Genomic DNA, 26,907 nt, shown 5'->3' with positions numbered 1-26,907 from the left:
CATGCACATAAGTAAGAACTTAAGGCGTCCCGGAGGCGCTCAAAGGCGACACGATTAAGTGGCCAATTGCCCTGGGGTAAGCTGCCCCGCGGCAATCTAACTCGATTGAACGCATAACAATATGCGCTAGCATGGGCTGGGAGGAATGGTGAAAGCCGGAATGACCATGGCAACCGCACGAGAGGCAGCATGACGCACTCGATGACATCCGAAGCTCCCATTCTCGAACTCCCAGATCCCAAGACGCTCGCCGACGAAATCCTCAAGGCTCTGAAATACAGGGTCGGCAAGGGAACCGCCGTTGCCACGCAGTACGATTGGCTAACCGCCTCGATCAAGGTGGTGCGTGACCGCGTCGTCGATCACTGGATGCAGGCGACGCAAGAGGCCTACGCCCAGCAGGAAAAGCGCGTCTACTATCTGTCGCTCGAATTCCTCATCGGCCGTCTCATGCGCGACGCCATTTCCAATCTGGGCCTGATGGACACCATGCGCGAAGCGCTGTCGTCGCTTGGCGTCGACCTCGACCTCATCGCCGCGCTCGAACCGGATGCGGCCCTTGGCAATGGCGGTCTCGGCCGGCTCGCCGCCTGCTTCATGGAAAGCATGGCGACGGTCGATATCCCGGCGCACGGCTACGGCATTCGCTACGCCAACGGCATGTTTCGTCAGGAAATCCATGACGGCTGGCAGGTGGAATTGCCCGAAACCTGGCTCGATCACGGCAATCCCTGGGAATTCGAGCGGCGCGAACGCTCCTTCGAGGTCGGATTCGGTGGCGCCGTGGAATCGATCACCTCGAAGGACGGCCGGCTCGAGCGCCATGTCTGGAAGCCGACCGAACACATTCTGGCCGTCGCCTATGATACGCCGGTTGCCGGCTGGCGCGCCAAGCGCGTCAACACGCTGCGCCTCTGGTCCGGCATGCCGATCGATCCGATTCTGCTCGACAAGTTCAACGCCGGCGACCACATCGGTGCGCTCGCGGAAAGCAACAAGGCCGATGCCTTGTCGCGCGTCCTTTACCCCGCCGATTCCCACATGGCCGGGCAGGAATTGCGGCTCAGGCAGGAATATTTCTTTTCCACCGCGTCCCTGCAGGACATCGTCCAGCGCCATCTCAGCCAATATGGCGACCTGGAATCGCTGCCCGATAAGGCGGCGATTCATCTGAACGACACTCATCCGGCCATCGCGGTGGCCGAGCTGTTGCGCCTGTTGATGGATGTCCACGGCATGGATTTCGATCAGGCCTGGAGCGTCACCAAGCGCACCTTCGGCTACACCAACCACACACTGCTTCCCGAGGCCCTCGAAAGCTGGCCGGTGCCGCTGTTCGAGCGGCTGTTGCCGCGCCATATGCAGATCGTCTACGCGATCAACGCGCAAGTGCTGCTGGAGGCGCGCGCCTCCGGCCAGTTTTCGGATGAACAGATCAGCCACATCTCTCTGATCCAGGAAAACGGCGACCGCCGGGTGCGCATGGGCAATCTGGCCTTTGTCGGCTCGCACTCGATCAACGGCGTCTCGGCGCTGCATACCGAATTGATGAAGCAGACGGTGTTTGCCGACCTCCACAGGCTCTATCCCGACCGCATCAACAACAAGACAAACGGCATCACGCCGCGGCGCTGGCTGATCCAGTGCAATCCCGGTCTTACCGCGCTCACCCGCGAGGCGATCGGCGACCGCTTCATGGACGACATCGACGCCATCAAAGGTCTCGACGCCTTTGCCGACGACGCCGCTTTCCGCGACAAATTCGCGGCGGTCAAACGGGCGAACAAGGTCAGGCTTGCCAATCTCGTCGCCGATCGCCTCGGCATCAAGGTCGATCCCTCGGCGCTGTTCGACATCCAGATCAAGCGCATCCACGAATACAAGCGCCAGCTCCTGAACATCCTCGAAGCGGTGGCGCTCTACGACCAGATCCGTTCCCATCCGGAACGCGACTGGATGCCCCGCGTCAAGTTCTTCGGCGGCAAGGCGGCGCCCAGCTATCATAACGCCAAGCTGATCATCAAACTCGCCAACGATGTCGCCAAGGTCATCAACCGCGATCCGGCCGTTCGCGGCTTGCTGAAAGTGGTGTTCGTGCCGAACTACAATGTCAGCCTGGCCGAGATCATGATGCCGGCTGCCGACCTTTCGGAGCAGATATCGACCGCCGGCATGGAAGCCTCCGGCACCGGCAACATGAAATTTGCGTTGAACGGTGCGCTGACCATCGGCACGCTTGACGGCGCCAATGTCGAGATCAAGGAGTGTGTCGGCGACGACAACATCTTTATCTTCGGCCTGACCACCGCTGAGGTCGCCGAGCGGCGCAGCAACGGCTACCATCCGCGATCCGTGATCGAAGCCTCTCCCGAACTGGCGCAGGCAGTGGCTGCCGTTTCGTCGGGCGTCTTTTCGCCTGACGATCCGGAACGCTATCGCGACCTGATGAACGGTCTCTACCAGAGCGACTGGTTCATGGTCGCCGCGGATTTCGATGCCTACACCGCCGCCCAGCGCGCCGTCGACGCCGTCTGGCGCAACAGCCCCGATTGGTACGCCAAGGCAATCCGCAATGTCGCCCGCGTCGGCTGGTTCTCGTCCGACCGCACGATCCGCCAATATGCGAAAGAAATCTGGAACGTGCCCGTCTGATGTGATTGCATGAGGCCACGAACAACGTGGTTCTGGTGCATGTCGACATGCACGAAACAAGGCGCCGCCCGGGGAGGGTCACTGCCTGATGAGCAAGCCGCGTGCCACCGCTGCGATAAGCGGGCCGGATGGACTGGCGTCAGCCGGTGATGTCGCGGCAATTGTCGCCGGCACGCATGGAGACCCCTTCGCTGTCCTCGGTGTGCACGAGGTTGACAAGAGGTTTATTGCCCGCTGCTTCGTCCCTCATGCGGAGTTCGTCACTGCCTACACGCTGACCGGCAAGAAAGCCGGCGAACTCTCCAGGCGCGACGCAGGCGGATTCTTCGAGGGCAGGCTGTCGCTCAGAAAGCGCCAGCCGCTGCGCTATCATGCGCACAATGCCGGCGGTGATTGGTGGCTGACCGATCCTTATTCGTTCGGTCCGGTGCTCGGTCCGCTGGACGACTACTACATCGCCGAGGGGTCGCATCTGAGGCTGTTCGATAAGCTCGGTGCGCACCTCATCGACCACGAGGGTGCGTCGGGCGTGCATTTCGCTGTGTGGGCGCCCAATGCAAAGCGCGTTTCGGTGGTCGGCGACTTCAACGAATGGGACGGTCGCCGGCATACGATGCGCGTCCGCCGCGACACCGGCATCTGGGAATTGTTCATTCCAGACATCGGCGCCGGCAGGCCCTACAAATACGAGATCATCGGGCCGGATGGGGTGAGACTCCCGCTGAAGGCTGATCCGTTCGCCTTCAAGTCCGAACTGCGCCCGGCCACCGCTTCGGTGACCGCGCTTCCGCCGTCGCATCAATGGGGTGACGAGGCGCACCGCAATTTTTGGCGCAACGCCGACCCCAGGCGCGAGGCGGTGTCGATCTATGAGGTCCACGCCGGTTCCTGGCAGCTTCACGACGACGGCAGTTTCCTGTCATGGGACGAGCTTGCCGGCCGGCTGATCCCATATGTCGTCGATACGGGCTTTACCCATATCGAATTCATGCCAATCTCCGAACATCCCTATGATCCGTCCTGGGGCTATCAGACGACCGGTCTCTACGCGCCCTCGGCCCGCTTCGGCGATCCGGACGGTTTTGCCCGGTTCGTCGACGGCGCCCACCGCGCCGGCATCGGCGTCATCCTAGACTGGGTGCCGGCGCATTTCCCGGTGGACGCGCATGGCCTGGCCAATTTCGACGGCACCGCGCTCTATGAGCATGCCGATCCGCGCAAGGGTTTCCATCCCGACTGGAACACCGCGATCTACAATTTCGGCCGGCGCGAGGTGGTCTCGTTCCTGGTCAACAACGCACTGTTCTGGGCCGAGAAATACCATGTCGACGGTTTGCGCGTCGATGCCGTCGCCTCGATGCTCTACCTCGACTATTCACGCAAGGCCGGCGAATGGATCCCTAACGAAAAGGGCGGGCGCGAGAACCTCGAGGCGGTCAGCTTCCTCCAGCGGATGAACAAGGAGGTCTATGGCCATCATCCGGGCGTAATGACGATTGCCGAGGAATCGACCTCATGGCCGAAGGTCTCCCAACCTGTGCATGAGGGCGGATTGGGTTTCGGCTTCAAGTGGAACATGGGCTTCATGCACGACACGCTGGAGTATTTCTCCAAGGAGCCGATTTTTCGCAAGCATCACCACGGCGATATCACCTTCGGCCTGGTCTACGCCTTCTCAGAGAATTTCGTGCTGCCGCTCTCCCATGACGAGGTCGTGCACGGCAAGGGGACGCTGCTCGGCAAGATGGCCGGCGATGACTGGCAGAAATTCGCGACGCTGCGGGCCTATTACGCCTTCATGTGGGGCTATCCCGGCAAGAAGCTGTTGTTCATGGGGCAGGAATTCGCCCAGCGCCGCGAGTGGAGCGAGGCGCGCGCGCTCGACTGGAACCTGCTCGATTTCCGGCTTCACCGCGGCGTCTGGCAGACGGTGCGCGATCTCAACTATCTCTATCGCTCACGCCCGGCATTGCATGCGCGCGACTGCGAGCCGGAGGGCTTTTCCTGGCTGATCGTCGACGACAGCGCGAACTCTGTCTTTGCCTGGCTGCGCAGCGCGCCTGGCGGAAATCCGGTCGCCGTCATCTCCAATTTCACGCCGGTGCCGCGCGACAATTACCGTGTGCCGTTGCCGATTGCCGGAACATGGCGCGAGATCATCAACACGGACGCCTCGGATTATGGCGGTTCCGGCAAGGGCAATGGCGGCGCTGTCGAGGCTCGGGCGGAAGGAGGAAGCATTTCGGCGACGATGCTTTTACCGCCATTGTCGACGATCATGCTCGAATTTGCTCCGGAATGAGCGACGGTACGCAGCGCGTAACTTGGGAGGATAAAATGGCAGAGATAAAACGAACCCAGCCGCTGGCGCGCGATGCAATGGCCTATGTGTTGGCCGGCGGGCGTGGCAGCCGGCTCAGGGAGTTGACCGACCGGCGCGCCAAGCCGGCGGTCTATTTTGGCGGCAAGACGCGCATCATCGATTTCGCGCTCTCCAATGCGCTCAATTCGGGCATCCGCCGCCTCGGCGTCGCCACCCAATACAAGGCGCATTCGCTGATCCGCCACCTGCAGCGCGGCTGGAACTTCCTGCGCCCCGAGCGCAACGAGAGCTTCGATATCCTGCCGGCCAGCCAGCGCGTATCGGAAACACAGTGGTATGAAGGCACGGCCGACGCCGTCTATCAGAACATCGACATCATCGAGGCCTACGGGCCCGAATATATGGTCATCCTGGCCGGCGACCACGTCTACAAGATGGACTATGAGCTGATGCTCCGCCAGCATGTCGACGCCGGTGCCGATGTCACCGTCGGCTGCCTCGAAGTGCCGCGCATGGAGGCGACCGGCTTCGGTGTCATGCATGTCGATGCCAAGGACACAATCATCTCCTTCATCGAGAAACCCGCCGACCCGCCCGGCATTCCCGACAAACCGGACTTCGCCCTGGCCTCGATGGGCATCTACGTGTTCAAGACCAAGTTCCTGATGGAGCAATTGCGCCGCGACGCGGCCGAACCGGGCTCAAGCCGCGACTTCGGCAAGGATATCATCCCGTATGTCGTCGAGCACGGGAAGGCGATCGCCCATCGCTTCGCCAAATCCTGCGTACGCTCGACCGCCGAGAACGAGGCCTACTGGCGCGACGTCGGAACCGTCGACGCCTATTGGGAAGCCAATATCGACCTGACCGACATCACGCCGGAGCTCGACCTCTACGACCGCGACTGGCCGATCTGGACCTATGCCGAGCTGAAGCCGCCGGCAAAGTTCGTGCATGACGAGGATGGCCGCCGCGGCTCGGCGGTGTCGTCGCTCGTCTCGGGCGATTGCATCGTCTCAGGCGCTTCGCTGAAGCGAAGCCTGATCTTCACGGGCGCGCGCATCAATTCCTATTCGACGCTCGAGGAAGTCGTCATGCTGCCCGACTGCCATGTCGGCCGCAACGCAAGATTGAAGCGCGTGGTCATCGATCATGGCGTAAGAATACCGGAGGGGCTCGTGGTCGGCGAGGATCCCGTTCTCGACGCCAAGCGCTTCCGCGTTTCCGAAAAGGGCATCTGCCTCGTCACGCAGGTCATGATCGACAAACTGGGATTGTAGTGGATGCAGGTTCTGTCGGTCACGCCCGAAATATTCCCTCTGATCAAGACTGGCGGGCTTGCCGACGTAACAGGCGCGTTGCCAGGGGCGCTCGCCGGCAAGGGTGTGGCGATGCGCACGCTTATTCCCGGCTATCCCCAGGTGATGGACGCCTTCAAGAAAAAGAAGGCCGTTCACCACTATCCGCTGCTGCAGGGCGGCAAGGCTTCGGTCCATTCCGTCCAGATCGACGGACTCGACCTGTTCGTGCTCGACGCGCCGCATCTGTTCGATCGTCCCGGCGGCCCCTATGGCAACGCCAACGGCGCCGACTGGCCGGACAATTGGCGGCGTTTCGCGGCCCTGAGCCAGGTTGGCGGCGACATCGCCGGCGGCGCCATCTCGGGCTACCAGCCCGACATTGTCCACGCCCATGACTGGCAGTCGGCCATGACGCTGGCCTATATGCGCTACGGCAAGGCCGTCGGCACGCCGTCTATGATTACCGTCCACAACCTCGCCTTCCAGGGCCGGTTCGGCGCTGGTATCTTTGGCGAGCTTGGCTTGCCGGCGTCGGCCATGGCTCTCGACGGCGTCGAATACTATGGCGGCGTGGGTTTCCTGAAGGCCGGCCTGCAAGCCGCCTGGGCCATCACCACCGTCAGCCCGACCTATGCGCAGGAGATCCGCTCGCCGGAATTCGGCATGGGCCTCGATGGCCTCGTCAACATGCGGTCTGTCGATCTCTATGGCATCGTCAACGGCATCGATACCGAGATATGGGACCCGGCCACCGACAAGCATCTGGTCTCCAATTATACGGCCAAGACTTTGAAGGCACGGCACCCCAACCGGACCGCAGTCGAGGATCGTTTCGACCTCGATCGCGACGACAGTCCGATCGTCTGTATCATCAGCCGGCTCACCTGGCAGAAGGGAATGGATATTTTGGCGGCCGTCGTTGACGGGATCGTTGCCAGGGGTGCGCGCCTGGCGGTCTTGGGGTCCGGCGACGCCGGCCTCGAAGGTGCGCTTCTGGCTGCCGCGGCCCGCCACCGCGGTCGCATTGGCGTCGTCATCGGTTACGACGAGGGCCTTTCCCACACTATGCAGGGCGGCTGTGATGCCATAATCATCCCGTCGCGCTTCGAGCCTTGCGGACTGACGCAGCTTTATGGCCTGCGCTACGGCTGCGTGCCGGTCGTCGCCCGCACCGGCGGCCTCGCCGACACGGTCATCGACGCCAATGAAGCGGCCGTCTCGGCCGGTGTGGCGACCGGCTTCCAGTTCGCACCCGCCGATGCCGGCGCCTTGCTGCACGCCATCCGCCGGCTGGTCGAAGCGCACGCCAACCCCACCGTCTGGACGTCGATGCAGCGGCAAGGCATGAAGGCCGATGTGTCGTGGGACAAAAGCGCGGAAAAATATGTTGAACTCTATCGCTTGCTGCTTTCGAAAAGGGCTGTCTGACGCATGATACAAACCATCGCCACCAAACCCTATCTCGACCAGAAGCCCGGCACCTCCGGGCTGCGTAAGAAAGTGCCGGTGTTCCAGCAGGAGCACTATGCCGAAAACTTCATCCAGTCGATCTTCGATGCTCTGGATGGATTCGAAGGCAAGACCCTGGTGATCGGCGGCGACGGCCGCTTTTACAACCGCGAGGTCATCCAGAAGGCCATCGCCATGGCGGCGGCAAACGGCTTCGGCAAGGTGATGGTCGGGCAGGGTGGCATTCTGTCGACCCCGGCAGCCTCCAACGTCATCCGCAAATACAAGACCTTCGGCGGCATCATCCTGTCGGCCAGCCACAATCCGGGCGGCCCGCACGAGGATTTCGGCATCAAATACAATGCCGGCAATGGCGGCCCGGCGCCGGAAAAGCTGACCGACGCGATCTTCGCAAAGACCAAGGCGATTTCGAGCTTCAAGATCGTCGATATCGGAGCCGTCGATATCGACACGATCGGCACGGTCGAGGCGGGTGGCATGACGGTCGAGGTGATCGACCCGGTCGCCGACTATGCCGAGTTGATGGAAAGCCTGTTCGATTTCGATGCCGTGCGCGCGTTGTTCAAATCGGGTTTCCGTATGCGTTTCGATGCCATGCATGCCGTGACCGGTCCCTATGCCAAGGAGATCCTGGAAAACCGTCTCGGCGCGCCGAAGGGCACCGCCCGTAACTTCATTCCCCTGCCGGATTTCGGCGGCCACCATCCCGATCCCAATCTGGTCCACGCCAAGCATCTCTATGACGAGATGATGGGACCGGATGCGCCGGATTTCGGTGCCGCTTCCGACGGCGACGGCGACCGCAACCTGATCATCGGCAAGGGCATTTTCGTCACTCCGTCGGATTCGGTGGCCATGCTCGCCGCCAACGCCCATCTGGTGCCGGGCTATAAGGCCGGCCTGAAAGGCATAGCCCGCTCGATGCCAACCAGCGGTGCGGCCGACCGCGTCGCTGAAAAGCTCGGCATCGGCATCTATGAAACACCGACCGGCTGGAAATTCTTCGGCAATCTGCTCGACGCCGGCATGGCGACGATCTGCGGCGAGGAGAGTGCCGGAACCGGCTCCAACCATGTCCGCGAAAAGGACGGGCTGTGGGCCGTGCTTTTATGGCTCAATATCCTTGCTGCCCGCGGCGAAAGCGCCAAGCAGATCGTCACCGAGCACTGGGCAGCCTATGGCCGCAATTACTATTCCCGCCACGACTATGAGGAGGTCGAGACCGACCGCGCCAACGCGTTGATTGACGAATTGCGCGCCAAGCTTGGCTCACTGCCCGGCACCAGCGTGCGCGGCATGAAAATCGCCAGCGCCGATGATTTCGCCTACCATGATCCGGTCGACGGCTCGATAGCCGAAAACCAAGGGATCAGGGTGCTGTTCGAAGGCGGATCGCGCGTCATCTTCCGGCTATCCGGCACCGGCACCTCGGGGGCGACGCTGCGCGTCTATATCGAGCGCTACGAGCCGGACAAGTCGAGACATGATCTCGATACGCAGGAGGCGCTTGCCGATCTGATTGCGGCGGCCGAAGATATCGCCGGGATTCGCAGCCATACAGGCCGCGCCAAGCCGAGCGTGATTACTTGAGACCTTGGAGATTGGCCAAAACACCCATCGCTTCGTCATCCTGGGGCGGAGTAAGGAGCGAAGCGACGCAGCGCAGCCCTCGGTATCCATGCCGTGACTTCAGAGCGCCGCCGCGGCGCAGAATTCTACTCCGCCGCACGCTTCGGCTAGGGTTGCGGCATGGATCCCAGGGTCTTCGCGACGGAGTTTCGCTCCTGCTCCGCCCAGGGATGACGAAGTTGGGGAGGCCTCGGTCAATCCCGAACGTTTGCAATGGTCTACCACGAGGTTGGCGCACGTGACCTCGCTCGGCACTACCGTTACCCACGAAGGCATCCGCTTCGCCGCCTGGTCGTCATCGGCCAGCAAGCTCTGGGTCTCGATCTTCGACAATGAAGGAAACCGCGAAGTCGACCGGCTTGAACTCCGGCCGGAAGGCGAGGGCGTTCACGCGCACTTCGTCGCCGGCCTCACTGCCGGCACTCGATATGGCTTTCGCGCCGATGGCGACTATGCGCCCGAGCAAGGGCTCTGGTTCGATCCCGACAAGCTGCTGGTTGACCCCTATGCTGTCGAGATCGACAGGCCCTATGGCCATGATGGCAGGCTCGCCGCGCGTCGGGGCGAGGGCGCCGACACCGCTCCGCTGATGCCGAAGGCAATTGCCGGCTTGTTGCCAGAGCCGCTGGCTGCTTTGCCGCCATTGTTCCGGTCCGGTGGATTGGTCTACGAAGTGCCGGTGCGCGCCTTCACCATGCTTCATCCGGATATCCCCAGGCACCAGCGCGGGACGATTGCAGCCCTTGCCTATCCGGCCATCGTCGAGCATTTGAAAAAAATAGGAGTCGGGGCGGTCGAGCTGATGCCGGTGACGGCGTCGATCGACGAACGACATCTGCCGCCGTTCGGGCTGCGCAACGCCTGGGGTTATAACCCCGTGACCTTCATGGCGCTCGACCCGCGCCTCGCGCCCGGCGGTCTGGCGGAATTGCGACAGACGGTTGCCACGCTGCGCGACGCCGGCATCGGTGTCATCCTCGACCTGGTCTTCAACCACACCGGCGAAAGCGACAGGTTTGGGCCGACGCTGTCGCTGCGCGGCCTCGACAGCCCCATCTACTACCGGCATTGGCCGGACGGCAGCTTGGTCAACGACACTGGCACCGGCAATACGGTCGCTTGCGATCACCCAGTCGTCCAGGAAATGGTTCTCGACACGCTTCGTCATTTTGTCCGCCATGCCGGTGTCGATGGTTTCCGCTTCGATCTGGCGCCCATTCTGGGCCGGGTCGGCGGGTCGTTCGACGCCGCAGCGCCGTTGCTTAGAACTGTCCGGGACGACCCGGTTCTTGGCGACCGGGTGCTGATCGCAGAGCCCTGGGATATCGGGCCGGACGGTTATCAGCTGGGCAATTTCCCGACGCCCTTCCTCGAGTGGAACGACAGATATCGCGACGACATCCGCCGGTTCTGGCGCGGCGATCGCGGCATGGTCGGCGCACTGGCGACCCGGCTTGCCGGCTCGTCCGACATTTTTGCCAAGGCAGGCCAGCAGACGAGCCGCAGCGTCAACTTCATCGCCGCGCATGACGGCATGGCGCTGGCCGACATTGTTGCCTACCAGCACAAGCACAATGAGGCCAATGGCGAGCAGAACCGCGATGGCCACGACGACAACCTGTCATGGAACAATGGCGTCGAGGGTGAGACCCGCGACCAGGGGATCGTTACGGCCCGTTTCGATGACCAGTGTGCGCTGCTGGCCACGCTGTTTGCCTCGCGCGGCACGATCATGCTGACCGCCGGCGACGAATTCGGCCGCACCCAGAAGGGCAACAACAACGCCTATGCGCAGGACAACGAGATCACCTGGCTCGACTGGGCCGGGCGCGATCAGGCGCTGGAAAAACGCACCGTTCTGTTCGCAGCGATTCGTCGTTCCGTGCCGGCGCTTTCCGACACGCTTTTCCTGACCGGACAACCGCTTGCCGGGTCGGAAATATCAGACGTTGCTTGGCTGACCGAAACGGGCGCGCCGCTCGACGAGACGGACTGGCACGATCAGGAGCGGCACCGCCTTGTCATGATGCTCGGCGGCATTGGCGACGAAGATCGCCGTCTTGCCGTCGTTGTCAATGGCGATCGGCGCAAATGCATGTACACGCTGCCGCGGCGCCAGGGCTTCTTCTGGAGCCCGGCCGCCGCCGATGCGCCGGGCATCTCGCGGCCGGTGCCGGGGCGAACGGTCATTTTCATGATCGAGCGCAAGGCCGGGCCGGCTAACGCTGAGGAGAACCATAATGGTTGACGGCAATGCCGAGTGGTGGCGCGGCTGCGTCATCTACCAGATCTATCCGCGCTCCTTCCAGGACACGACGGGAGACGGCAGTGGCGATCTCAGTGGCATTGCCTCAAGGCTGGCTCATGTCGCATCGCTTGGCGTCGACGCCGTCTGGCTGTCGCCCTTTTTCAAGTCGCCGATGGCCGATATGGGCTACGACGTGTCCGACTATACAGCCGTCGATCCGATGTTCGGCACATTGGAGGATTTCGACGCGGTGGTCGTCGAGGCGCACCGTCTCGGCCTGAAAATCATCATCGATCAGGTCCTGTCGCACTCGTCCGACCGGCACGAATGGTTCGTCGAAAGCCGCGCGAGCCGCGACAACCCGCGGGCGGATTGGTACGTCTGGGCCGATCCGAGGCCCGACGGCACCGCGCCCAACAACTGGCTGTCGATCTTCGGCGGACCTGCCTGGGAGTGGGACGCGACCCGCAGGCAATATTACATGCACAATTTCCTCGCCTCGCAGCCGGACCTGAATTTCCACAGTCTCGAGGTGCAGGATGCGCTTCTGGATACGGTGCGGTTCTGGCTGGAACGCGGCGTCGACGGGTTTCGGCTGGATACGGTCAACTACTATGTCCATGACCGCTGGCTGCGCAGCAATCCGCCCCTGGCGTCGAGCGTTGCCGGCACCAACGCCGAAACCAATCCCTATCTTTATCAGGAGCATCTGTTCGACAAGACGCAGCCCGAAAACCTCGCTTTCCTCAAGCGTTTTCGGGCGCTGCTCGACGAATATAAGAGCCGCGCCGCCGTCGGCGAAGTCGGCGACGAGACCCGTTCGTTGCAGACGCTCGCCGCTTACACCGCCGGCGGCGACAAGCTCGACATGTGCTACACATTCGACCTGCTCGGTCCGCAATTCTCGGCGGCGCATGTGCGTGGATGCGTTGAGGGCTTCGAGAATGCGGTTTCCGACGGCTGGGTCTGCTGGGCGTTTTCCAACCACGACGTCGTTCGCCACGTGACCCGCTGGACAAAACCCGGCGGCGATCTGAAGGCGGTGGCGAAATTCTCGATCGCGCTGCTGTCCTGTCTGCGCGGATCGATCTGCCTGTATCAGGGCGAAGAGCTTGGACTGGAGGAGGCCGAACTGGCGTTCGCGGATCTGCGCGATCCCGTGGGCATCCGCTTTTGGCCGGGCGTCAAGGGCAGGGATGGATGCCGCACGCCGATGGTCTGGGAGAAAGGTGCCGACAATGCCGGTTTTTCCACCGGCAGGCCGTGGCTTCCGGTGCCGGATAGCCATCGCGCCTGTGCGGTTGACGTCCAGAACGGCGACGAGAAGTCGGTTCTAGCCAGCTACCGGGCGATGCTCGCCTTGCGCAGGCAGCATGTGGCCTTGGTGCAGGGCTCGATCCGGTTTCTCGATGCAGAGGGTGATGTGCTTGCCTTCATTCGCGAAGGCGGCGGCGAGAAGCTGCTCTGCGTCTTCAATTTCGCCGTCGAGCCGGCCAACTGGCCGTTGCCGCCGGATGTAGATGTTGCAGAGACAGTCGATCATGGCGGCACTGCTGCCGTCTTGCAGGATAAGATCCTGTCGCTGCCGCCCTTGGGCTGCTTCCTGGGACGAGCCGGCTGATCTCTCTACTTGGCCATCATTGAACGAGCACGGAGCGCCCGCAAGTCGCACCCAAGACCCGGACATCGGCCTCACCGACGCGCACGCCCAGTGCCGCAAGCACGTTATAAACCAACTCGTCGACAGGCGCAGTCACACCGTTCAGCAGCGCCACAACCGCGGGCTTCACCGTTCCAAGCAGGGCGGTTACATCAAGCCCGAGGCCCAGCGCACTGACCGAAAGCGACAAATTGTTGACCAGCGATGTGGTGAGGGATTGCGTCAGGTTTTTCGTGGAAGCTGTCTTTATCGTCTTGTTTGCGATTTCGGTGCTGTTGAAGGTCAGTATCGTCGGCTCGGTGTTGGCGATCTCAAAGGCCGCAGAGCCATTCACGCCGAGCAGACTCAGGGTGAGAAACAGAAGCTTCACGCTGACCTGCGCGATTTCGGCATTTTGAAACGACTGTGGGTTGCTGAAATCGGCGAAGGCGGAGGGACTGTTGTCGGCATCGCTGGCGCCAAGGTGCAGCGATGCTAGGCCCGGCCGCGCGGCTATAGTAACCTTCAAACTGTCGGGGCGCCCAGTTGGGCAACTGATGTCGGTCAGCTTGGCTTCGGCAGAGGCCACCTCGACATGCAGCGGCAGTTTGACGGATAGGAGGCTGATGCCGCCACCGAGGTTCGCGTTGGCGCCGCCGACGGACGCCACCAGCTTGACCCGCGTCTGCGCCGTACGCACCACGGCGCCCTTCTCGCCGATTGTCAGCCACGGCGAGAATTGCGCAGGTTCGCCGATGGCAATGGCAAGCGTGGTGGAGAGAAGCCCCGGAATGGTGGCTCCGAGATTGAGCTCGACCTGCTTCGAGCCGTTGGCCAGTGCAGCGGCGGTGGTCAAAATGCCCATGGCGCTAGCGTCGACCGAGAAACCAGCCGACTTTTGCCCGAGCCCCAATTGGCCCATTGATCCAAGGTCGACAAGGTGATTGAGCGGTATTTTGACCGTGCTGGTGGTCCTTGACGCGATTGTCTGCAAAGCAAGCTTGCTGGTGCTGCCAACGGGTGAAACATTAGCCATGGCGGTCGCTATCTGGCCCACCGTCGCTTTCGAAGCCAGCACCTCCGAATAGCTGACACCTGTCAGTTGCATCTCAACGGCAAGGGCATCGAAGAACGAAAGCAGGTTGACGTCGGCAGCGATCAGAGCGTTGTAGTCCATGACGCTGAGCGCGATGTTGCCGCCCAGGAACTTGCTGAGAAGAGCGTTGAGGATGCCGCCATTGACGCTGAGAAGCCTGGATCCGATCGAGAACATTGCCTGCGGCGCCACGCTGGCAATGGCTTGGGTGCCGATGACCGGAGTCGCGATAAGCGAACTTGCGAAATAGCGGGCAGGTATCTTCTTCAGCGTGACACGGGCCGCATTGTAGGGCGTCTTGCCGGCCTCGAAGCGCTTGTCGACGCCGAGCGACGATGCTGGTGAATATCGGCCGGCGGTGACCGACACGACGGTTTTTCCGAGGGCAGGAGCGATCGTCTGTCCTGCCTTCTGGACGACGATACCCGGCATCCCGTTGTCACCGAGTGCAGCCACCACCGCTGCCTCTATGTTGTTGATGTTGGAGGCGGCTGTGATTGCCGCCAGATCGGTCATTGCCTGCGCCTCCCGGCGCTCCACATAGATGGAACCTTCATCGATGGCGAACGCAGCCAGCGCCAGCCCAAACGGTGCGCACAGCGCCGTCATGACGGTGAAGTTCGCCTTCAGGTCGCCGAGCATTGAGCGGGCGCTCCGGCCGATCCTCCACAGCAAAGTGTCCGACATTCAGATGCCTCCGACCCGTATGGTCGAGTTGCGCGAGATTGTGGTTCCAGGCATGGGCAGCGCCGGGAATAGGTTCCAGATCGGCAGGTTGCGGGCATCGTATTGGACCGACACCACGAACTGATTACCGTCGGCCGTGCTGTCCTTTGCCTGATAGGTCAGCTTGCCGGAATCGACGAAAGGATATCCACCGGCATTGTTGTTGACGAAACTCGTCACCAGCGCCTGGCGCTCGGTTTCGTTCAGGCCGGCAATTGCCGTGCGAGCGGCGTCCGCGGCGATCTGCTGCACTGAATTGCTTGCACCAAAATAAATACCATATGCAACCATACCGAGTAACAGCAAGATAAAAATAGGCGAAAGCAGCGCAAATTCGATCGCGGAAGTTCCGGATTGGTCTCTAAATTGGCGTGGTTTGAGTGTTAACTGGTGTATTTTACACCACTTTATAGAGGTTTTCTTATTTCTTGTACTGTCCATGTCCTTCGTCCGTCGAGACATACCGGAGCCCATCGAGGAATATAACCCATGGTTGCTTAAAGGCGGCTTAAGACATTTCGGCAAAGTGGAATCGACGCCAGGTTTTTTCGCCTGGACCGAAAACCCTGTAGTGAAAAAAAATGCAAACCAAGCCCGCAGTTTCAATTGCTGTTCTGTCGGCCGCGAAGTGGCTGTCGGCGCGGCTTACTTTGGGTGACCCCTAGAGTCTGTTGAAATAAAAAATCTCCACGTTACTGTTTGCCCACCAGTCGCCGGAAAGGGAACCGGCGGCGCGCTCAAAGGGGCCATCTGATCGGTTTCGGGGCGTCAACACTCAAGAGGCGTAGCTGTAGGGCCGTCTCGACAGGGAGAACTTCATGCTGAAAAATATGCTGAAGGCGACGGTATTCGCCACAACCATGGCCTTGGCCGCCGGCACGTTCTACACGCCGGCTTTCGCCGAGACCGTCTATAACCGCGGATCCGCCGCCGAAGCGGAGACACTCGATCCGCACAAGACCTCGACGGTCTACGAAGCCGATATCATACGCGACCTGTTCCAGGGCCTCGTCATGCATGACCAGAAGACGAACCTCATTCCGGGCGCCGCCGAAAGCTGGACTGTATCCGACGACGGCACTGTCTACACCTTCAAGCTGCGCAAGGACGGCCTCTGGTCAGATGGCAGCCCGGTGACGGCGGACGACTTCGTCTATTCGTTCCGTCGGCTGGAAGATCCGGCCACCGCTGCCGAATACGCTTCCATGCTCTATCCCGTGAAGAACGCCGAGGAAGTCAACACCAAGAAGGGCAAGCCGGAGGATATGGGCGTCAAGGCGATCGACGCAAATACCCTCGAAGTCACGCTCAAGGCGCCAACGCCTTACTTCCTGGAGATGCTGACCCATCAGGCGACCTATCCGGTTAACAAGGCGTCTATCGAAAAGCTCGGCGCCGATTGGATCAAGCCGGGCAACCTGGTGTCCAACGGCGCCTACACGCTTGCCGAATGGGTTCCCAACGACCATCTCAAAATGGTCAAGAATCCGAAATTCTGGGACGCCGCTACGGTCAAGATAGACGCAGTCAACTACATCCCGACCGAGGACCGCTCGTCGGCGATGAAGCGCTTTGAGGCCGGCGAACTCGACAGTTACGGTGACCTGCCGACCGAACAGCTTGCAGATCTCAAGACCAAATTCGGCGACCAGATCCGTGTCGGGCCATATCTCGGCACCTACTATTATGCGATCAAGACGGACAAGGCGCCGTGGGACAATGTCGAGCTGCGTAACGCCATCTCCATGGCGATCGATCGTGACTTCCTGGCCGAAAAAGTCTGGCAGAACTCGATGCTCCCAGGCTATTCGATGGTGCCTCCGGGCATCGAGGGCTACACGCCGGCACTGGCCAAATACGCCGACATGTCGCAAATCGACCGTGAGGACGAGGCCAAGAAGGTGCTGGAGAAGCTCGGCTATACGCCCGAGAAGCCGTTGAAGATGGAGATCCGCTACAACACCTCGGAAAACCACAAGAACACTGCGGTGGCCATTCAGGAACAGTTGAAGCCGCTCGGCGTCGAAGTCACGCTGCTCAACACCGACACCAAGACCCACTATTCCTTCCTCGAACAGAAGGGCGACTACGACGTGGCGCGCGCCGCCTGGATCGCCGACTACAAAGATCCGGAAACGTTCCTCGGCATCTCGCGCAAGGCCAGCGGCAACAACTATTCGATCTACAATAGCCCGAAATACGAGGAGGCTATGGACAAGGCGGCGGCCGCCGGCGGCAAGCCCGAAGAGCGCATGAAGGAACTCGCCAAGGCCGAGCGCATCCTCGTCGATGAGGTCGGAAACATCCCGCTCCTCTACTACAGCTTTCACGACATCGTCTCCTCGAAACTGCATGGCTTCGACGACAATGTGATGGACATCCATCCGTCCCGCTTCATCTCCAAGGACTGACAATCATCCTTGGCTGGACCGCCGCGCTCCTCTCCGGGAGCACGGCGGGCCGGTCGGTCGTCGCACGGTCCGAAAGTCGTGGTCGATTTTCGGCACACACGATGCGAAGATTTGAAGGCGCTGGAGCGTGGTTATGCGTCCGCATGGACGCGTGTCGCTCTGGCCGAAGCGGGGCGCCGATGCTGCGTTATGTATTCCGGCGGCTTCTGACCGCCATCCCGACGCTGCTGGTCATCGTGACCGCGGCGTTCTTCCTGATACGCGTCGCGCCGGGCGGCCCGTTCAACCAGGAGCGGGGGCTCAGCCCCGAGATCAGGGCCAATCTTGAGGCTCAGTTCGGTCTCAACGACCCGCTCTGGCTGCAATATGTCCACTACCTCGGCAATTTGTTGCGTGGCAATTTCGGTCCCAGCTACAATATGCCGGACTTCACCGTCGGCGAATTGTTCAAAGAGGGCCTTCCGATCTCGGTCCAGCTCGGCGCTTCGGCCCTCATTCTGGCGCTGCTGCTCGGTAGCATGCTCGGCACCGTTGCCGCGCTCAATCAGAACAAGCTTGCCGACTATTCGGTGATCGCGCTGGCGACGGCAGGCAGCACCATCCCGACCTTCGTCACTGCCCCGGTGATTCAGCTCTTGTTCGGATTGACTTGGAAGCTTTTGCCGATCGGCGGCTGGGGAGATGGCGCGCTGATCAACAAGATTGGCCCAGTGCTGACGCTCGCTCTGCCGCAGATCGCGATCGTCGCCCGCCTGATGCGCGGCTCCATGATCGAATCGCTGCGTTCAAACCATATCCGCACGGCCCGCGCGCTCGGCCTGTCCGACTGGTCGGTGGTGGTGAAGCATGCTCTGCGCGGCGCCATCCTGCCGATCGTCTCCTTCACCGGTCCGGCTGCGGCAGCACTGCTCACCGGCTCGATCATCGTCGAGACGATCTTCTCCATTCCAGGCATCGGCCGCCATTTTGTCGTAGCCGCGCTCAACCGCGACTACACGCTGGTGATGGGAACGGTGGTGGTGATCGCTCTCTTCACCATCATCTTCAATCTGATCGTCGATCTCATGTATGCCGTCGTCGATCCGAGGGTGCGCTATGACTGACATCGCCGTCACCGCTCCGGCCGTCGTCGGTCGTTCGCTCTGGGGCGATGCCTGGGCGCGCCTCAAGGCCAATCGCGCCGCCATGTTCAGCCTCTACTATCTTGCTTTCGTCGCGGCCATCAGCATTTTCGGCCCCTGGTTCGTGCCGCATCAATACACCACCATCTACGCCGACTATGTGCGCACGCCGCCGAGCTTTTCGCCATATCCGAAAGCCGACATGATCGAGACCGCGCTCGACGAAGCGATCAAGCGCATGCGAGTCGACATCAAGGAGTGGCGGCAGGAAGGCAACAAGGTCTTCGTCACCGTCAAATCGACCAGGCCGATCGACGACCGCAACATCCGCTATCTCGACCGTTCCGATGCGTTTGACGGCACGCAGATCGAGAGCAAATCGTCGGACGGCCTCGAAGTGACGATGAGCGCCTCGGTCAAGCAGCAATATTTCGTGTTCGGTACCGACAACACCGGCCGCGATCTCCTGTCGCGAACGCTGATGGCGGGACGCATCTCGCTGGCCATTGGCCTGCTTGCCGGCGTAGTGGCGGTGGTGATCGGCGTGCTCTACGGCGCCACCGCCGGTTTTGCCGGCGGCAAGGTCGACGAGGTTATGATGCGCATCGTCGACGTGCTCTATTCGCTGCCTTTCATCTTCTTCGTCATCATGCTGGTGGTATTCTTCGGTCGCAACTTCGTGCTGATGTTCCTGGCGGTGGGCGCCGTGCTGTGGCTCGACATGGCGCGCATCGTGCGTGGCCAGGCGCTCTCGATCCGGCGTCAGGAATATGTCCAGGCGGCCGAAGCCCTGGGCGTCGGCCAGCGCGGCATCCTGATCCGCCATGTCATACCCAACCTGCTTGGGCCGGTGGTGATCTACATGACGCTGCTGGTGCCGCAGGTCATCATCCTGGAAAGCTTCCTGTCGTTCCTCGGCCTCGGCGTTCAGGAGCCGATGACCAGTTGGGGCGTGCTGATCTCGGTCGGCGCCCAGAACATCGGCACCGCCAACTGGTTGCTCCTGTTCCCGGCCTTTTTCCTCGTCTCGACATTGTTTGCGTTGAACTTCGTCGGTGACGGCCTGCGCGACGCGCTCGACCCCAAGGACCGCTAAGATGGCTGCTTCCGAAACGATCCTCAGCGTCAAGGACCTTCGCGTCCGCTTCCGCACGCTCGACGGCGCGGTCGAGGCCGTCAAGGGCATCAACATCCACGTCAATGCAGGCGAAACCGTTGCCGTTGTCGGCGAATCCGGATCCGGCAAGAGCCAGACCATGATGGCGGCGATGAGCCTGCTGGCCTCGAACGGCGAGGCATCAGGCGCTGTCGACTACCGCGGCCGCAACCTTTTGACGCTGAGCAAATCCGAATTGAACGAGGTTCGCGGCCGCAAGATCAGCATGATCTTCCAGGAGCCGATGACCTCGCTCGATCCGCTCTATTCGATCGGCAACCAGCTGATCGAACCGATCCGCCGGCATCGCGGCTTGAATGCGGCCGACGCGCGCGAAGAAGCGCTCAAGCTGTTGCGGCTGGTCCATATTCCCGATCCCGAACGGCGGATGAAATCCTACCCACATGAAATGTCGGGCGGCCAGCGGCAGCGGGTGATGATCGCCATGGCGCTGGCCAACGATCCCGATATCCTGATCGCCGACGAACCGACGACGGCGCTTGACGTGACCATCCAGGCGCAGATCCTCATGCTGCTCGCCGAACTGCAGCGCAAGCTCGGCATGGCGATCGTCTTCATCACCCACGATCTCGGCATCGTCCGGCGCTTCGCCGACCGCGTCTATGTCATGCGCTACGGCGAAGTCGTAGAGGAGGGCAACGCCGAGGCGATCTTCGTCAACCCGCAGCATGCCTATACCAAAATGCTGTTGGCCGCCGAGCCAACCGGCACCAAGGCGCCGCCACCGCCAAATGCGCCCGTCCTGCTCGAAGGCAGGAATGTCGAGGTGACATTCAGGATCGGCGGCGGGTTTCTTGCCGGAGAACCGCTGATCCTGCGCGCGGTCGATCACATTTCGATCCGGCTGAAACGAAACCAGACCATCGGCATCGTCGGCGAATCCGGTTCGGGAAAATCGACGCTTGGCCGGGCCTTGCTGCGGCTCCTGCCAAGCGATGGCCTCATTCGCTTCGGCGATCGCGATATTTCCAACGCCGACCGTCAGGCGATGCGGCCGCTGCGTCGTGAATTGCAGCTCGTCTTCCAGGACCCGTTCGGTTCGCTGTCGCCGCGCATGACCGTCGGCCAGGTCATTACCGAAGGGCTCCTGGTGCATGAGCCGACCCTGTCTGGCAAGCAACGCGATCTGCGCGCGGTCGAGGCATTGCGCGAAGTCGGGCTCGATCCGAATGCGCGCAATCGCTACCCGCACGAATTCTCCGGCGGTCAGCGCCAGCGCATCGCCATCGCGCGCGCGATGATCCTCAAGCCCAAGGTGGTTGTCCTCGACGAGCCGACGTCGGCGCTCGACCGCTCCGTCCAGAAGCAGATCGTCGAGCTGCTGCGCAAGCTGCAGGCCGACCATGAACTGTCCTACCTATTCATCAGCCACGATCTCGCTGTCGTGCGTGCCATGGCCGACTACATCATCGTCATGAAGCAGGGCAAGATCGTCGAGGAAGGACCGACCGAGGCCATCTTCAGCAATCCGCAGGCTGCATACACGCAAACGCTGATGGCCGCGGCGATCGACGTCACGCGGTTTCGCTTGAGCGCCTAGCGCCGCCGATCGCGGGCTGCAGCGGATAAGGTGTTTCGGAAGCAAACGAGCTCGCGCGCGACGAGCTGTCGGTTGAGCCAAGTCGCGTCGGAAGCCTGGGTATGTTCTCCGATCGAAAGGCACGTCCCTCAGTTGCCGATATCAAGAGACGCGCGGCAGTGCTGAAGCGCGAGGCAGAAACGGAAGCTCAGACTATCCGCGTTAACGTTCAGGGTGGTAGGGTAACCCTTGAGGGTAAGGTCAAGGCTTGGCCCGAGCGCCAGCTACCGAGCGTGCCGCCTGGTCGTCGCCGGCTCGACAAGCTGGATGCGGCGATTGCTTGAAGGCCGCCCCTTCCATCGATAGGCGCGGTACTCGACAGGCCCTGCATGAACATTGTGATGTTTACCAACACATTCGTCCCCCATGTCGGCGGCGTTGCACACAGCGTTGCATCGTTGTCGGAAATGCTTCGTGAGTTGGGGCATGCAGTCCTGATCGTCGCGCCGGACTATGCGGAAGCAGCTCGATCGGAAAGCAACATCCTTCGCGTCCCTGCGATCCAGAATTTTAACGGGAGCGATTTTTCGGTGCCGATCCCGTTCGCCCGCTCGCTCGAAAAGACATTGAACGGCTTCGAACCGGATATCGTCCATTCGCATCACCCGTTTCTTCTCGGCGACACCGCTCTTCGCATCGCGGCGTCGCGAGCACTGCCGACGATATTTACCTATCACACCCGCTACGAACTCTACGGCCACTACGTTGCGCAGGATGCGCCGGTTCTCCAACGGCTCGTGCTCAGCCTGGCGGCCGGCTACTGTGATCTATGCGACCATATCATCGCTCCAACCCAGAGCATTGCCGACCTCTTGCGCCATCACGACGTCACCAAACCGATCAGCACAATCCCGACAGGGATTGACCTAGCCAGGTTTGCCGATGGAGATCGGCTGAGATTGCGGAGCCGGCTGGGAATAGTGGAAACCGATTTCATCGTCGGGCATGTGGGCCGGCTGGCGCCGGAGAAGAACCTGACTTACCTCACCGAAGCAGTTTGCTTCTTTCTTTCGCAACATGAGCGCGCGCATTTTGTTGTCGCTGGCGACGGTGCGTCGGCGTCCGAAATGCGCCGAATGCTGGAAGAGGCGGGTCTTCAGGACAGATGTCATCTGCTAGGTATGGTCGAAGGCGCCGATCTGGCCGACGTCTATGCCGCGATGGACGTCTTCGCCTTCCCGTCGCGTTCCGAAACCCAGGGCCTTGTGCTCGTCGAGGCGATGGCGACCGGCGTTCCGGTAGTCGGGCTTGATGAACCTGGGGCTCGTGAAGTGGTACGCAACGGAAAGAACGGCTATCTCCTGTCAGCCGATGCATCCCCAGGTCAATTCTCCGAAGCTCTCGCCAGAGTCCGCGCGCTCACTCCGCCGAACCGAGCAGCATTGCAAGAAGAAGCCAGACTGACTGCGGCCTCCTATGCACGATCTTCGACCGCGCGCCAGACCGTCGATCTCTATTCGCATGCTGTCGCGAGCCTTGCCGGTGCCCGAGCTACTCGCACGCGTTCGTTTGAGGCGACGCTCGAAGGTCTCAAGCAGGAATGGAGAATCCTCGCCAACCTTGCCAATGCCGTCAAGGACGCGGTCGCGACGCGCAGTGACTCGGCAAAGTGACGGCTGTGCACGCTGCGTTGGCAAAGCGTTGTTGTCTCGGTCGGCCGGGTGCATTAAGTGGCATGAAATATATTTCAGATTATGAATTTTATTGACAGTTAAGCAAACCCCTGCCAATGATCGACCGCTGGGCCTCGGGAGGAGGTTCGGTGTCAGCAACCACAAGCGGCGGCATGGAAGTGTCCGACCGCCCATTGACCAGGCTTCGGCCGAGGGAGGATTCTTGCGCAAATTTTTGAGCATGCTCGCCATTTCGGCAGCAGCCACCACTGTGTTGGGGGCAAGCCACAACGCGGCCCAGGCCGCTAACCCGTTCAAATGCGAGCCGGGTGAAAAATACGTCATGAACGTCATGGTGTCCGGCGTCGAATATTGGTTCCCGGTCTACGAGATGTTCAAGCAAGCCGGACAGCAGTTCGGTTGCGAGACGGAATACACCGGAACGCCGGAATACGACGTGAACAAGCAGATAGCGACATTCGACCAGGCGCTGGCTCAGAAGCCGGCTGGTATCCTGGTGCATCCGATGAACTCCGACCCATTCATCGAGCCAATCAATCGGGCTATCGACCAGGGAACGGCGGTAGTCACCTTCGCCGCAGATTCGCCCAACTCCAAACGAGTGTCCTATATCACCTCCGACAACGTCGCCGAAGGCACCTATGCCGCCGATGCGGTTGCCAAGGCGATGGACGGCAAGGGTGAATATGCGGTCCTCGAAAATCCCGGACAGGATAATCACGACAAGCGCATCGCCGCTTTCATTGCCCGCATGGAAGCCAAATGGCCTGAGATGAAGCTCGTCGGCCGCGCGGCGTCGAACCAGGATGCGACGAAAGCCTATCAAGCCGTACTCAGCCTCGCCCAGGCGCATCCCGAACTGGGCGCAGTGTTCATGCCGGAAGCCAACTCGGCAATCGGTGCGGCGCAGGCCGCGAAGGAGGGCGGCGGCAAGATCCGAGTTATGCTGGCCGACGTCAACGCCAAGATCCTCGATATGATCAAGGCGGGCGAAATCTTTGGCTCGGTCAACCCGAACCAGGGCATGCAGGGCTACATGGGATTCATGCTGCTATGGCTGGCCAAGCATCCTGAGCTGATCGATCCGATGAACGACGCCCGGCGGTCCGGATTCAATGGCATGGGCGTGCCTTTCGTCGACAACGGCTTTTCCATCGTCACCGCGGAAAATGCCGATGATTTCTATTGGGATGCCTACCTCAAGCGCCGCGGCACCAAGGGCATCGAAGAATAAAGCTCTTCGGAAATGCTCGAACCGGACGGGGCGCGCTGGCGTCCCGTCGACCGGGCCATTATCGTCAATACCAACGCTGCAGGGGGACGGAGTGACTGCCGCCGCCATTCTTGAAATCCGCGACATCTCGAAATCCTTTGGCGCCATCAAAGCGCTGACCGGGGTCGATTTCACGCTGCAGGGGGGCGAAATTCACGCGCTGTGCGGCGAGAATGGCGCGGGCAAGTCCACGCTGATGAATATCATTGCCGGCATTGTGCAACCCGACGAAGGCACCATTCGGCTCGACGGCAAGGACGTCACCATCGCATCGCCATCGGCCGCGCAGCGGCTTGGTATAGGTCTCGTCCATCAGGAAATCGCGCTGTGCCAGGATGCCACGGTCGCCGAGAATATTCTCATGGCGGCCATCAACAACCGGCGCGCGCCGCTGATGAATTTTCGACAACTCTACGCCGATGCTCAGAAGATAATGGACCTGCTGGCGCCGATCCCGGTCGAGACGCCGGTCGCCGAGCTTTCGATTTCCAACCAGCAACTTGTGGAAATCGCCAAGGCGTTGACACTCGAATGCCGGGTGCTGATGCTCGACGAGCCGACAGCCGCCCTGACCGAGACCGAGGCGCGGCGCCTTTTCGCAATCATCCGCGATCTCAAGGCGCGCGGAATTTCAATCATCTACATCAGCCACCGTATGGCCGAGATCTTCAGCCTGTGCGACCGCGTCACAGTCTTTCGTGACGGCAGATATGTGGCGACTGATTTGATCGCTTCCGTCACTCCCAATGATGTCGTGCGCAAGATGGTCGGGCGCGAAATCACGCAGCTCTATCCGCAGAAGCTCTCGCCTGAACAGCGCAGCGATCGTCCTGTGCTGTCGGTCCGGAACCTCTCCTATCGAGAGGGTTCGGGCGGCGTCAGCTTCGCGCTCCGGGCCGGCGAAATTCTTGGCATCGGCGGTTTGATCGGCGCTGGCCGCAGCGAGATGGTTCAGACCGTTTGTGGCTTGCGCCCGAAAGTGTCGGGATCGGTCGAACTCAATGGCGAGCCGATCAGCATCAGCACCTACAGCGATGCGGTGCGCGCGGGCCTGGTCTACCTCTCCGAGGACCGCAAGGCGTCTGGCCTGTTCCTGGACCTGTCGATTGCGTCTAACATCTCCGCGCTGGACCTTAGGAAGCTGACCACACCCCTTGGGCTGCTCGATCGCCGCGCCGAGGCAAAGCAAGCCACCGACCTGGTGGAGCGCCACGGTGTGCGCATGGGCGGCATCGACACACAGGTGTCGACGCTCAGTGGTGGCAATCAGCAGAAAGTGGCCATTGCCAGGCTTCTTTCGGTTAGCCCCAAGGTGGTCATCCTGGACGAGCCGACACGCGGGGTCGATGTCGGCGCCAAAGTGGAAATTCATCGCCTGCTTCGCGATCTTGCCGAGCGGGGCGTCGGCGTCATCGTGATTTCATCCGAGCTTCCGGAACTGATCGGGCTCAGCGACCGGGTGCTTGTCGTGCACGAAGGGGCCATCGCCGGCGAATTAGGAGCGGACGAATTGACCGAAGAGGCAATCATGCTGCTGGCTTCGAGTGTCCCGCAGCAACGATCAAACGCAAGGCAGGCTCAGAATGTCGCTTAGACAGACCGGAGGAACCCTCATGGACGCTGAAATCAAGGCGAGCGCCCCGAGGCTTGGCGGGCGCAACTGGCTGCGTCTGGGGTCAATGCGCGAGGCCGGGCTGATCGCAATCATGCTGGCGCTGTGCATCGCCATGACATTTGCCTCGCCGCACTTCCTGACCTGGGGAAATTTCCGGGCGATGCTGATGAGCTTTTCCATTGAAGGCATCGTCGTGGTCGGCATGACGATACTCCTCATAGTCGGCGGCATCGACCTTTCCGTCGGGTCGGTGGTCTGCTTCTCCATGGTTGTCTCAGGCGCTCTCTTCCTGATGGGACTGGACCCGTGGACCGCTAGCCTTATCGGCATAGCCGCCAGCGCGCTGATCGGCGCGGTGATGGGCTTCTTTGTGACCGTCATCGGGCTCAATCACTTCATCACCTCGCTGGCGGCGATGGTGATCGTGCGCGGCCTTTGCCTTGTCATCACCAAGGGAACCCCGCTGTCGCTGTTCACCCTGCCGCCCGGGTTCAAGGCGATCGGCCAGGGCAGCTTCGGCAATTTGCCTTATGTCATCGTCATCTTTGTCGTGGTCGTGGCGATCTTCGATTTCCTGCTTCGGCGCGCTACCGCGTTCCGCAAGGTCTTCTATACCGGCAGCAACGAGAAGGCGGCCCAATTTTCGGGCATCAAGACCAAGCATGTCAAATTCTGGGTCACGGTCCTCTGCTCGACCCTCGCGGGTTTTGCCGGCGTCATCTATATGTCGCGCTTTGGCGCTGCGACCCCGACCTTCGGCGCTGGCATGGAGCTCAACATCATCGCCGCGGCCGTGATCGGCGGGGCATCGCTCAATGGCGGCTCAGGCACCATCTTCGGCGCCATACTGGGCATGGCGCTGCTCTCCGTCGTCACAAGTTCGCTGATCCTGCTCGACGTTTCCGTGTATTGGCAGGACATGATCAAGGGATGCATCCTGCTCGCGGCAGTATCGATCGACCATTTCCTGCATCGCAGGAAATCCTGAGCCGCAGCGCGAGAGTTGAGCATCC

General features: G+C 61.3%; 17 protein-coding genes. 15 read left to right on the top strand and 2 right to left on the bottom strand.

The annotated features are described in order from the left end of the window. The first annotated feature begins 189 nt into the window (after positions 1–189). The 7 genes from AC0L26_RS21055 to bglA all read left to right on the top strand — a co-directional run bounded on the left by AC0L26_RS21055 (position 190) and on the right by bglA (position 13,244). Positions 190–2,652 (top strand): glycogen/starch/alpha-glucan phosphorylase, encoded by a 2,463-nt coding sequence (locus tag AC0L26_RS21055; RefSeq protein ID WP_473634315.1) that lies wholly within the window; start codon positions 190–192, stop codon positions 2,650–2,652. An 88-nt stretch (positions 2,653–2,740) separates the two neighbouring features. Then, entirely contained in the window at positions 2,741–4,954 is a 2,214-nt protein-coding gene (glgB, locus tag AC0L26_RS21050; RefSeq protein ID WP_473634314.1) for a 1,4-alpha-glucan branching protein GlgB, read from the top strand. 35 nt (positions 4,955–4,989) lie between these two features. After that, the gene (glgC, locus tag AC0L26_RS21045) at positions 4,990–6,255 is read left to right on the top strand and encodes a glucose-1-phosphate adenylyltransferase (protein ID WP_352936313.1); all 1,266 of its coding nucleotides are present in this window, start codon (positions 4,990–4,992) and stop codon (positions 6,253–6,255) included. Between the two features lie 3 nt (positions 6,256–6,258). Further along, the gene (glgA, locus tag AC0L26_RS21040; protein WP_473634313.1) at positions 6,259–7,704 is read left to right on the top strand and encodes a glycogen synthase GlgA; all 1,446 of its coding nucleotides are present in this window, start codon (positions 6,259–6,261) and stop codon (positions 7,702–7,704) included. 3 nt (positions 7,705–7,707) lie between these two features. Continuing rightward, complete coding sequence (locus AC0L26_RS21035; RefSeq protein WP_473634312.1) at positions 7,708–9,336, top strand: alpha-D-glucose phosphate-specific phosphoglucomutase; 1,629 nt, start codon at positions 7,708–7,710, stop codon at positions 9,334–9,336. A 277-nt stretch (positions 9,337–9,613) separates the two neighbouring features. Continuing rightward, the gene (gene glgX / locus AC0L26_RS21030; RefSeq protein WP_473634311.1) at positions 9,614–11,623 is read left to right on the top strand and encodes a glycogen debranching protein GlgX; all 2,010 of its coding nucleotides are present in this window, start codon (positions 9,614–9,616) and stop codon (positions 11,621–11,623) included. Continuing rightward, the gene (gene bglA / locus AC0L26_RS21025) at positions 11,616–13,244 is read left to right on the top strand and encodes a beta-galactosidase BglA (RefSeq protein ID WP_473634310.1); all 1,629 of its coding nucleotides are present in this window, start codon (positions 11,616–11,618) and stop codon (positions 13,242–13,244) included. Before glgX ends, bglA begins: the two co-directional genes overlap by 8 nt. Before the next feature lie 16 nt (positions 13,245–13,260). Here the strand turns inward: bglA and AC0L26_RS21020 are convergent, their stop codons facing one another. Together AC0L26_RS21020 and AC0L26_RS21015 are read right to left on the bottom strand one after the other, a co-directional pair. Then, positions 13,261–15,045, bottom strand: a complete 1,785-nt coding sequence (locus AC0L26_RS21020) for a pilus assembly protein TadG-related protein (RefSeq protein ID WP_473634309.1) — start codon at positions 15,043–15,045, stop codon at positions 13,261–13,263. Continuing rightward, positions 15,046–15,525, bottom strand: a complete 480-nt coding sequence (locus tag AC0L26_RS21015) for a TadE/TadG family type IV pilus assembly protein (protein ID WP_473634308.1) — start codon at positions 15,523–15,525, stop codon at positions 15,046–15,048. Between the two features lie 377 nt (positions 15,526–15,902). Between AC0L26_RS21015 and AC0L26_RS21010 the strand changes: the two genes are divergently transcribed. From AC0L26_RS21010 to AC0L26_RS20975, 8 genes are all read left to right on the top strand, one after another. Beyond that, entirely contained in the window at positions 15,903–17,495 is a 1,593-nt protein-coding gene (locus tag AC0L26_RS21010) for a peptide ABC transporter substrate-binding protein (protein WP_473634307.1), read from the top strand. Positions 17,496–17,674: 179 nt separating this feature from the next. After that, on the top strand, positions 17,675–18,598 hold the full coding sequence (locus AC0L26_RS21005) for an ABC transporter permease subunit (protein ID WP_473634306.1): 924 nt from the start codon (positions 17,675–17,677) through the stop codon (positions 18,596–18,598). After that, positions 18,591–19,712, top strand: coding sequence for an ABC transporter permease (locus AC0L26_RS21000; RefSeq protein WP_473634305.1), 1,122 nt, complete (start codon positions 18,591–18,593; stop codon positions 19,710–19,712). Before AC0L26_RS21005 ends, AC0L26_RS21000 begins: the two co-directional genes overlap by 8 nt. A gap of 1 nt (position 19,713) precedes the next feature. Continuing rightward, complete coding sequence (locus AC0L26_RS20995; protein ID WP_473634304.1) at positions 19,714–21,333, top strand: ABC transporter ATP-binding protein; 1,620 nt, start codon at positions 19,714–19,716, stop codon at positions 21,331–21,333. A 368-nt stretch (positions 21,334–21,701) separates the two neighbouring features. After that, positions 21,702–22,985 carry a glycosyltransferase gene (locus AC0L26_RS20990; RefSeq protein ID WP_473634303.1) on the top strand — a complete coding sequence of 428 codons (1,284 nt, stop codon included), beginning with the start codon at positions 21,702–21,704 and terminating at the stop codon, positions 22,983–22,985. Between the two features lie 223 nt (positions 22,986–23,208). Continuing rightward, complete coding sequence (locus AC0L26_RS20985) at positions 23,209–24,240, top strand: substrate-binding domain-containing protein (RefSeq protein WP_473634302.1); 1,032 nt, start codon at positions 23,209–23,211, stop codon at positions 24,238–24,240. A gap of 91 nt (positions 24,241–24,331) precedes the next feature. Next, a complete protein-coding gene (locus AC0L26_RS20980; protein ID WP_473634301.1) occupies positions 24,332–25,873 on the top strand; it encodes a sugar ABC transporter ATP-binding protein in 1,542 nt (513 codons plus the stop codon). Between the two features lie 19 nt (positions 25,874–25,892). After that, positions 25,893–26,882: an ABC transporter permease gene (locus AC0L26_RS20975; RefSeq protein ID WP_473634300.1), complete on the top strand. Its 990-nt coding sequence runs from the start codon at positions 25,893–25,895 to the stop codon at positions 26,880–26,882. Positions 26,883–26,907: the final 25 nt, after the last annotated feature.

The sequence above is a fragment of the Mesorhizobium sp. WSM4823 genome, assembly GCF_055811195.1.
This window is presented reverse-complemented; position numbering and strand designations above follow the sequence as displayed.

Excerpts from the sequence above, each read along its gene's own strand:
- AC0L26_RS21010 (WP_473634307.1), top strand. The coding sequence starts at position 15,903 with ATGCTGAAAAATATGCTGAAGGCGACGGTATTCGCCACAACCATGGCC.
- AC0L26_RS20995 (WP_473634304.1), top strand. The coding sequence starts at position 19,714 with ATGGCTGCTTCCGAAACGATCCTCAGCGTCAAGGACCTTCGCGTCCGC.
- AC0L26_RS21055 (WP_473634315.1), top strand. The coding sequence starts at position 190 with ATGACGCACTCGATGACATCCGAAGCTCCCATTCTCGAACTCCCAGAT.
- AC0L26_RS21035 (WP_473634312.1), top strand. The coding sequence starts at position 7,708 with ATGATACAAACCATCGCCACCAAACCCTATCTCGACCAGAAGCCCGGC.
- AC0L26_RS21000 (WP_473634305.1), top strand. The coding sequence starts at position 18,591 with ATGACTGACATCGCCGTCACCGCTCCGGCCGTCGTCGGTCGTTCGCTC.
- AC0L26_RS20990 (WP_473634303.1), top strand. The coding sequence starts at position 21,702 with ATGAACATTGTGATGTTTACCAACACATTCGTCCCCCATGTCGGCGGC.
- glgC (WP_352936313.1), top strand. The coding sequence starts at position 4,990 with ATGGCAGAGATAAAACGAACCCAGCCGCTGGCGCGCGATGCAATGGCC.
- AC0L26_RS21015 (WP_473634308.1), bottom strand. The coding sequence starts at position 15,525 with ATGGACAGTACAAGAAATAAGAAAACCTCTATAAAGTGGTGTAAAATA.
- glgA (WP_473634313.1), top strand. The coding sequence starts at position 6,259 with ATGCAGGTTCTGTCGGTCACGCCCGAAATATTCCCTCTGATCAAGACT.
- glgB (WP_473634314.1), top strand. The coding sequence starts at position 2,741 with ATGAGCAAGCCGCGTGCCACCGCTGCGATAAGCGGGCCGGATGGACTG.
- AC0L26_RS21020 (WP_473634309.1), bottom strand. The coding sequence starts at position 15,045 with ATGTCGGACACTTTGCTGTGGAGGATCGGCCGGAGCGCCCGCTCAATG.
- AC0L26_RS20975 (WP_473634300.1), top strand. The coding sequence starts at position 25,893 with ATGGACGCTGAAATCAAGGCGAGCGCCCCGAGGCTTGGCGGGCGCAAC.
- bglA (WP_473634310.1), top strand. The coding sequence starts at position 11,616 with ATGGTTGACGGCAATGCCGAGTGGTGGCGCGGCTGCGTCATCTACCAG.
- AC0L26_RS21005 (WP_473634306.1), top strand. The coding sequence starts at position 17,675 with ATGCTGCGTTATGTATTCCGGCGGCTTCTGACCGCCATCCCGACGCTG.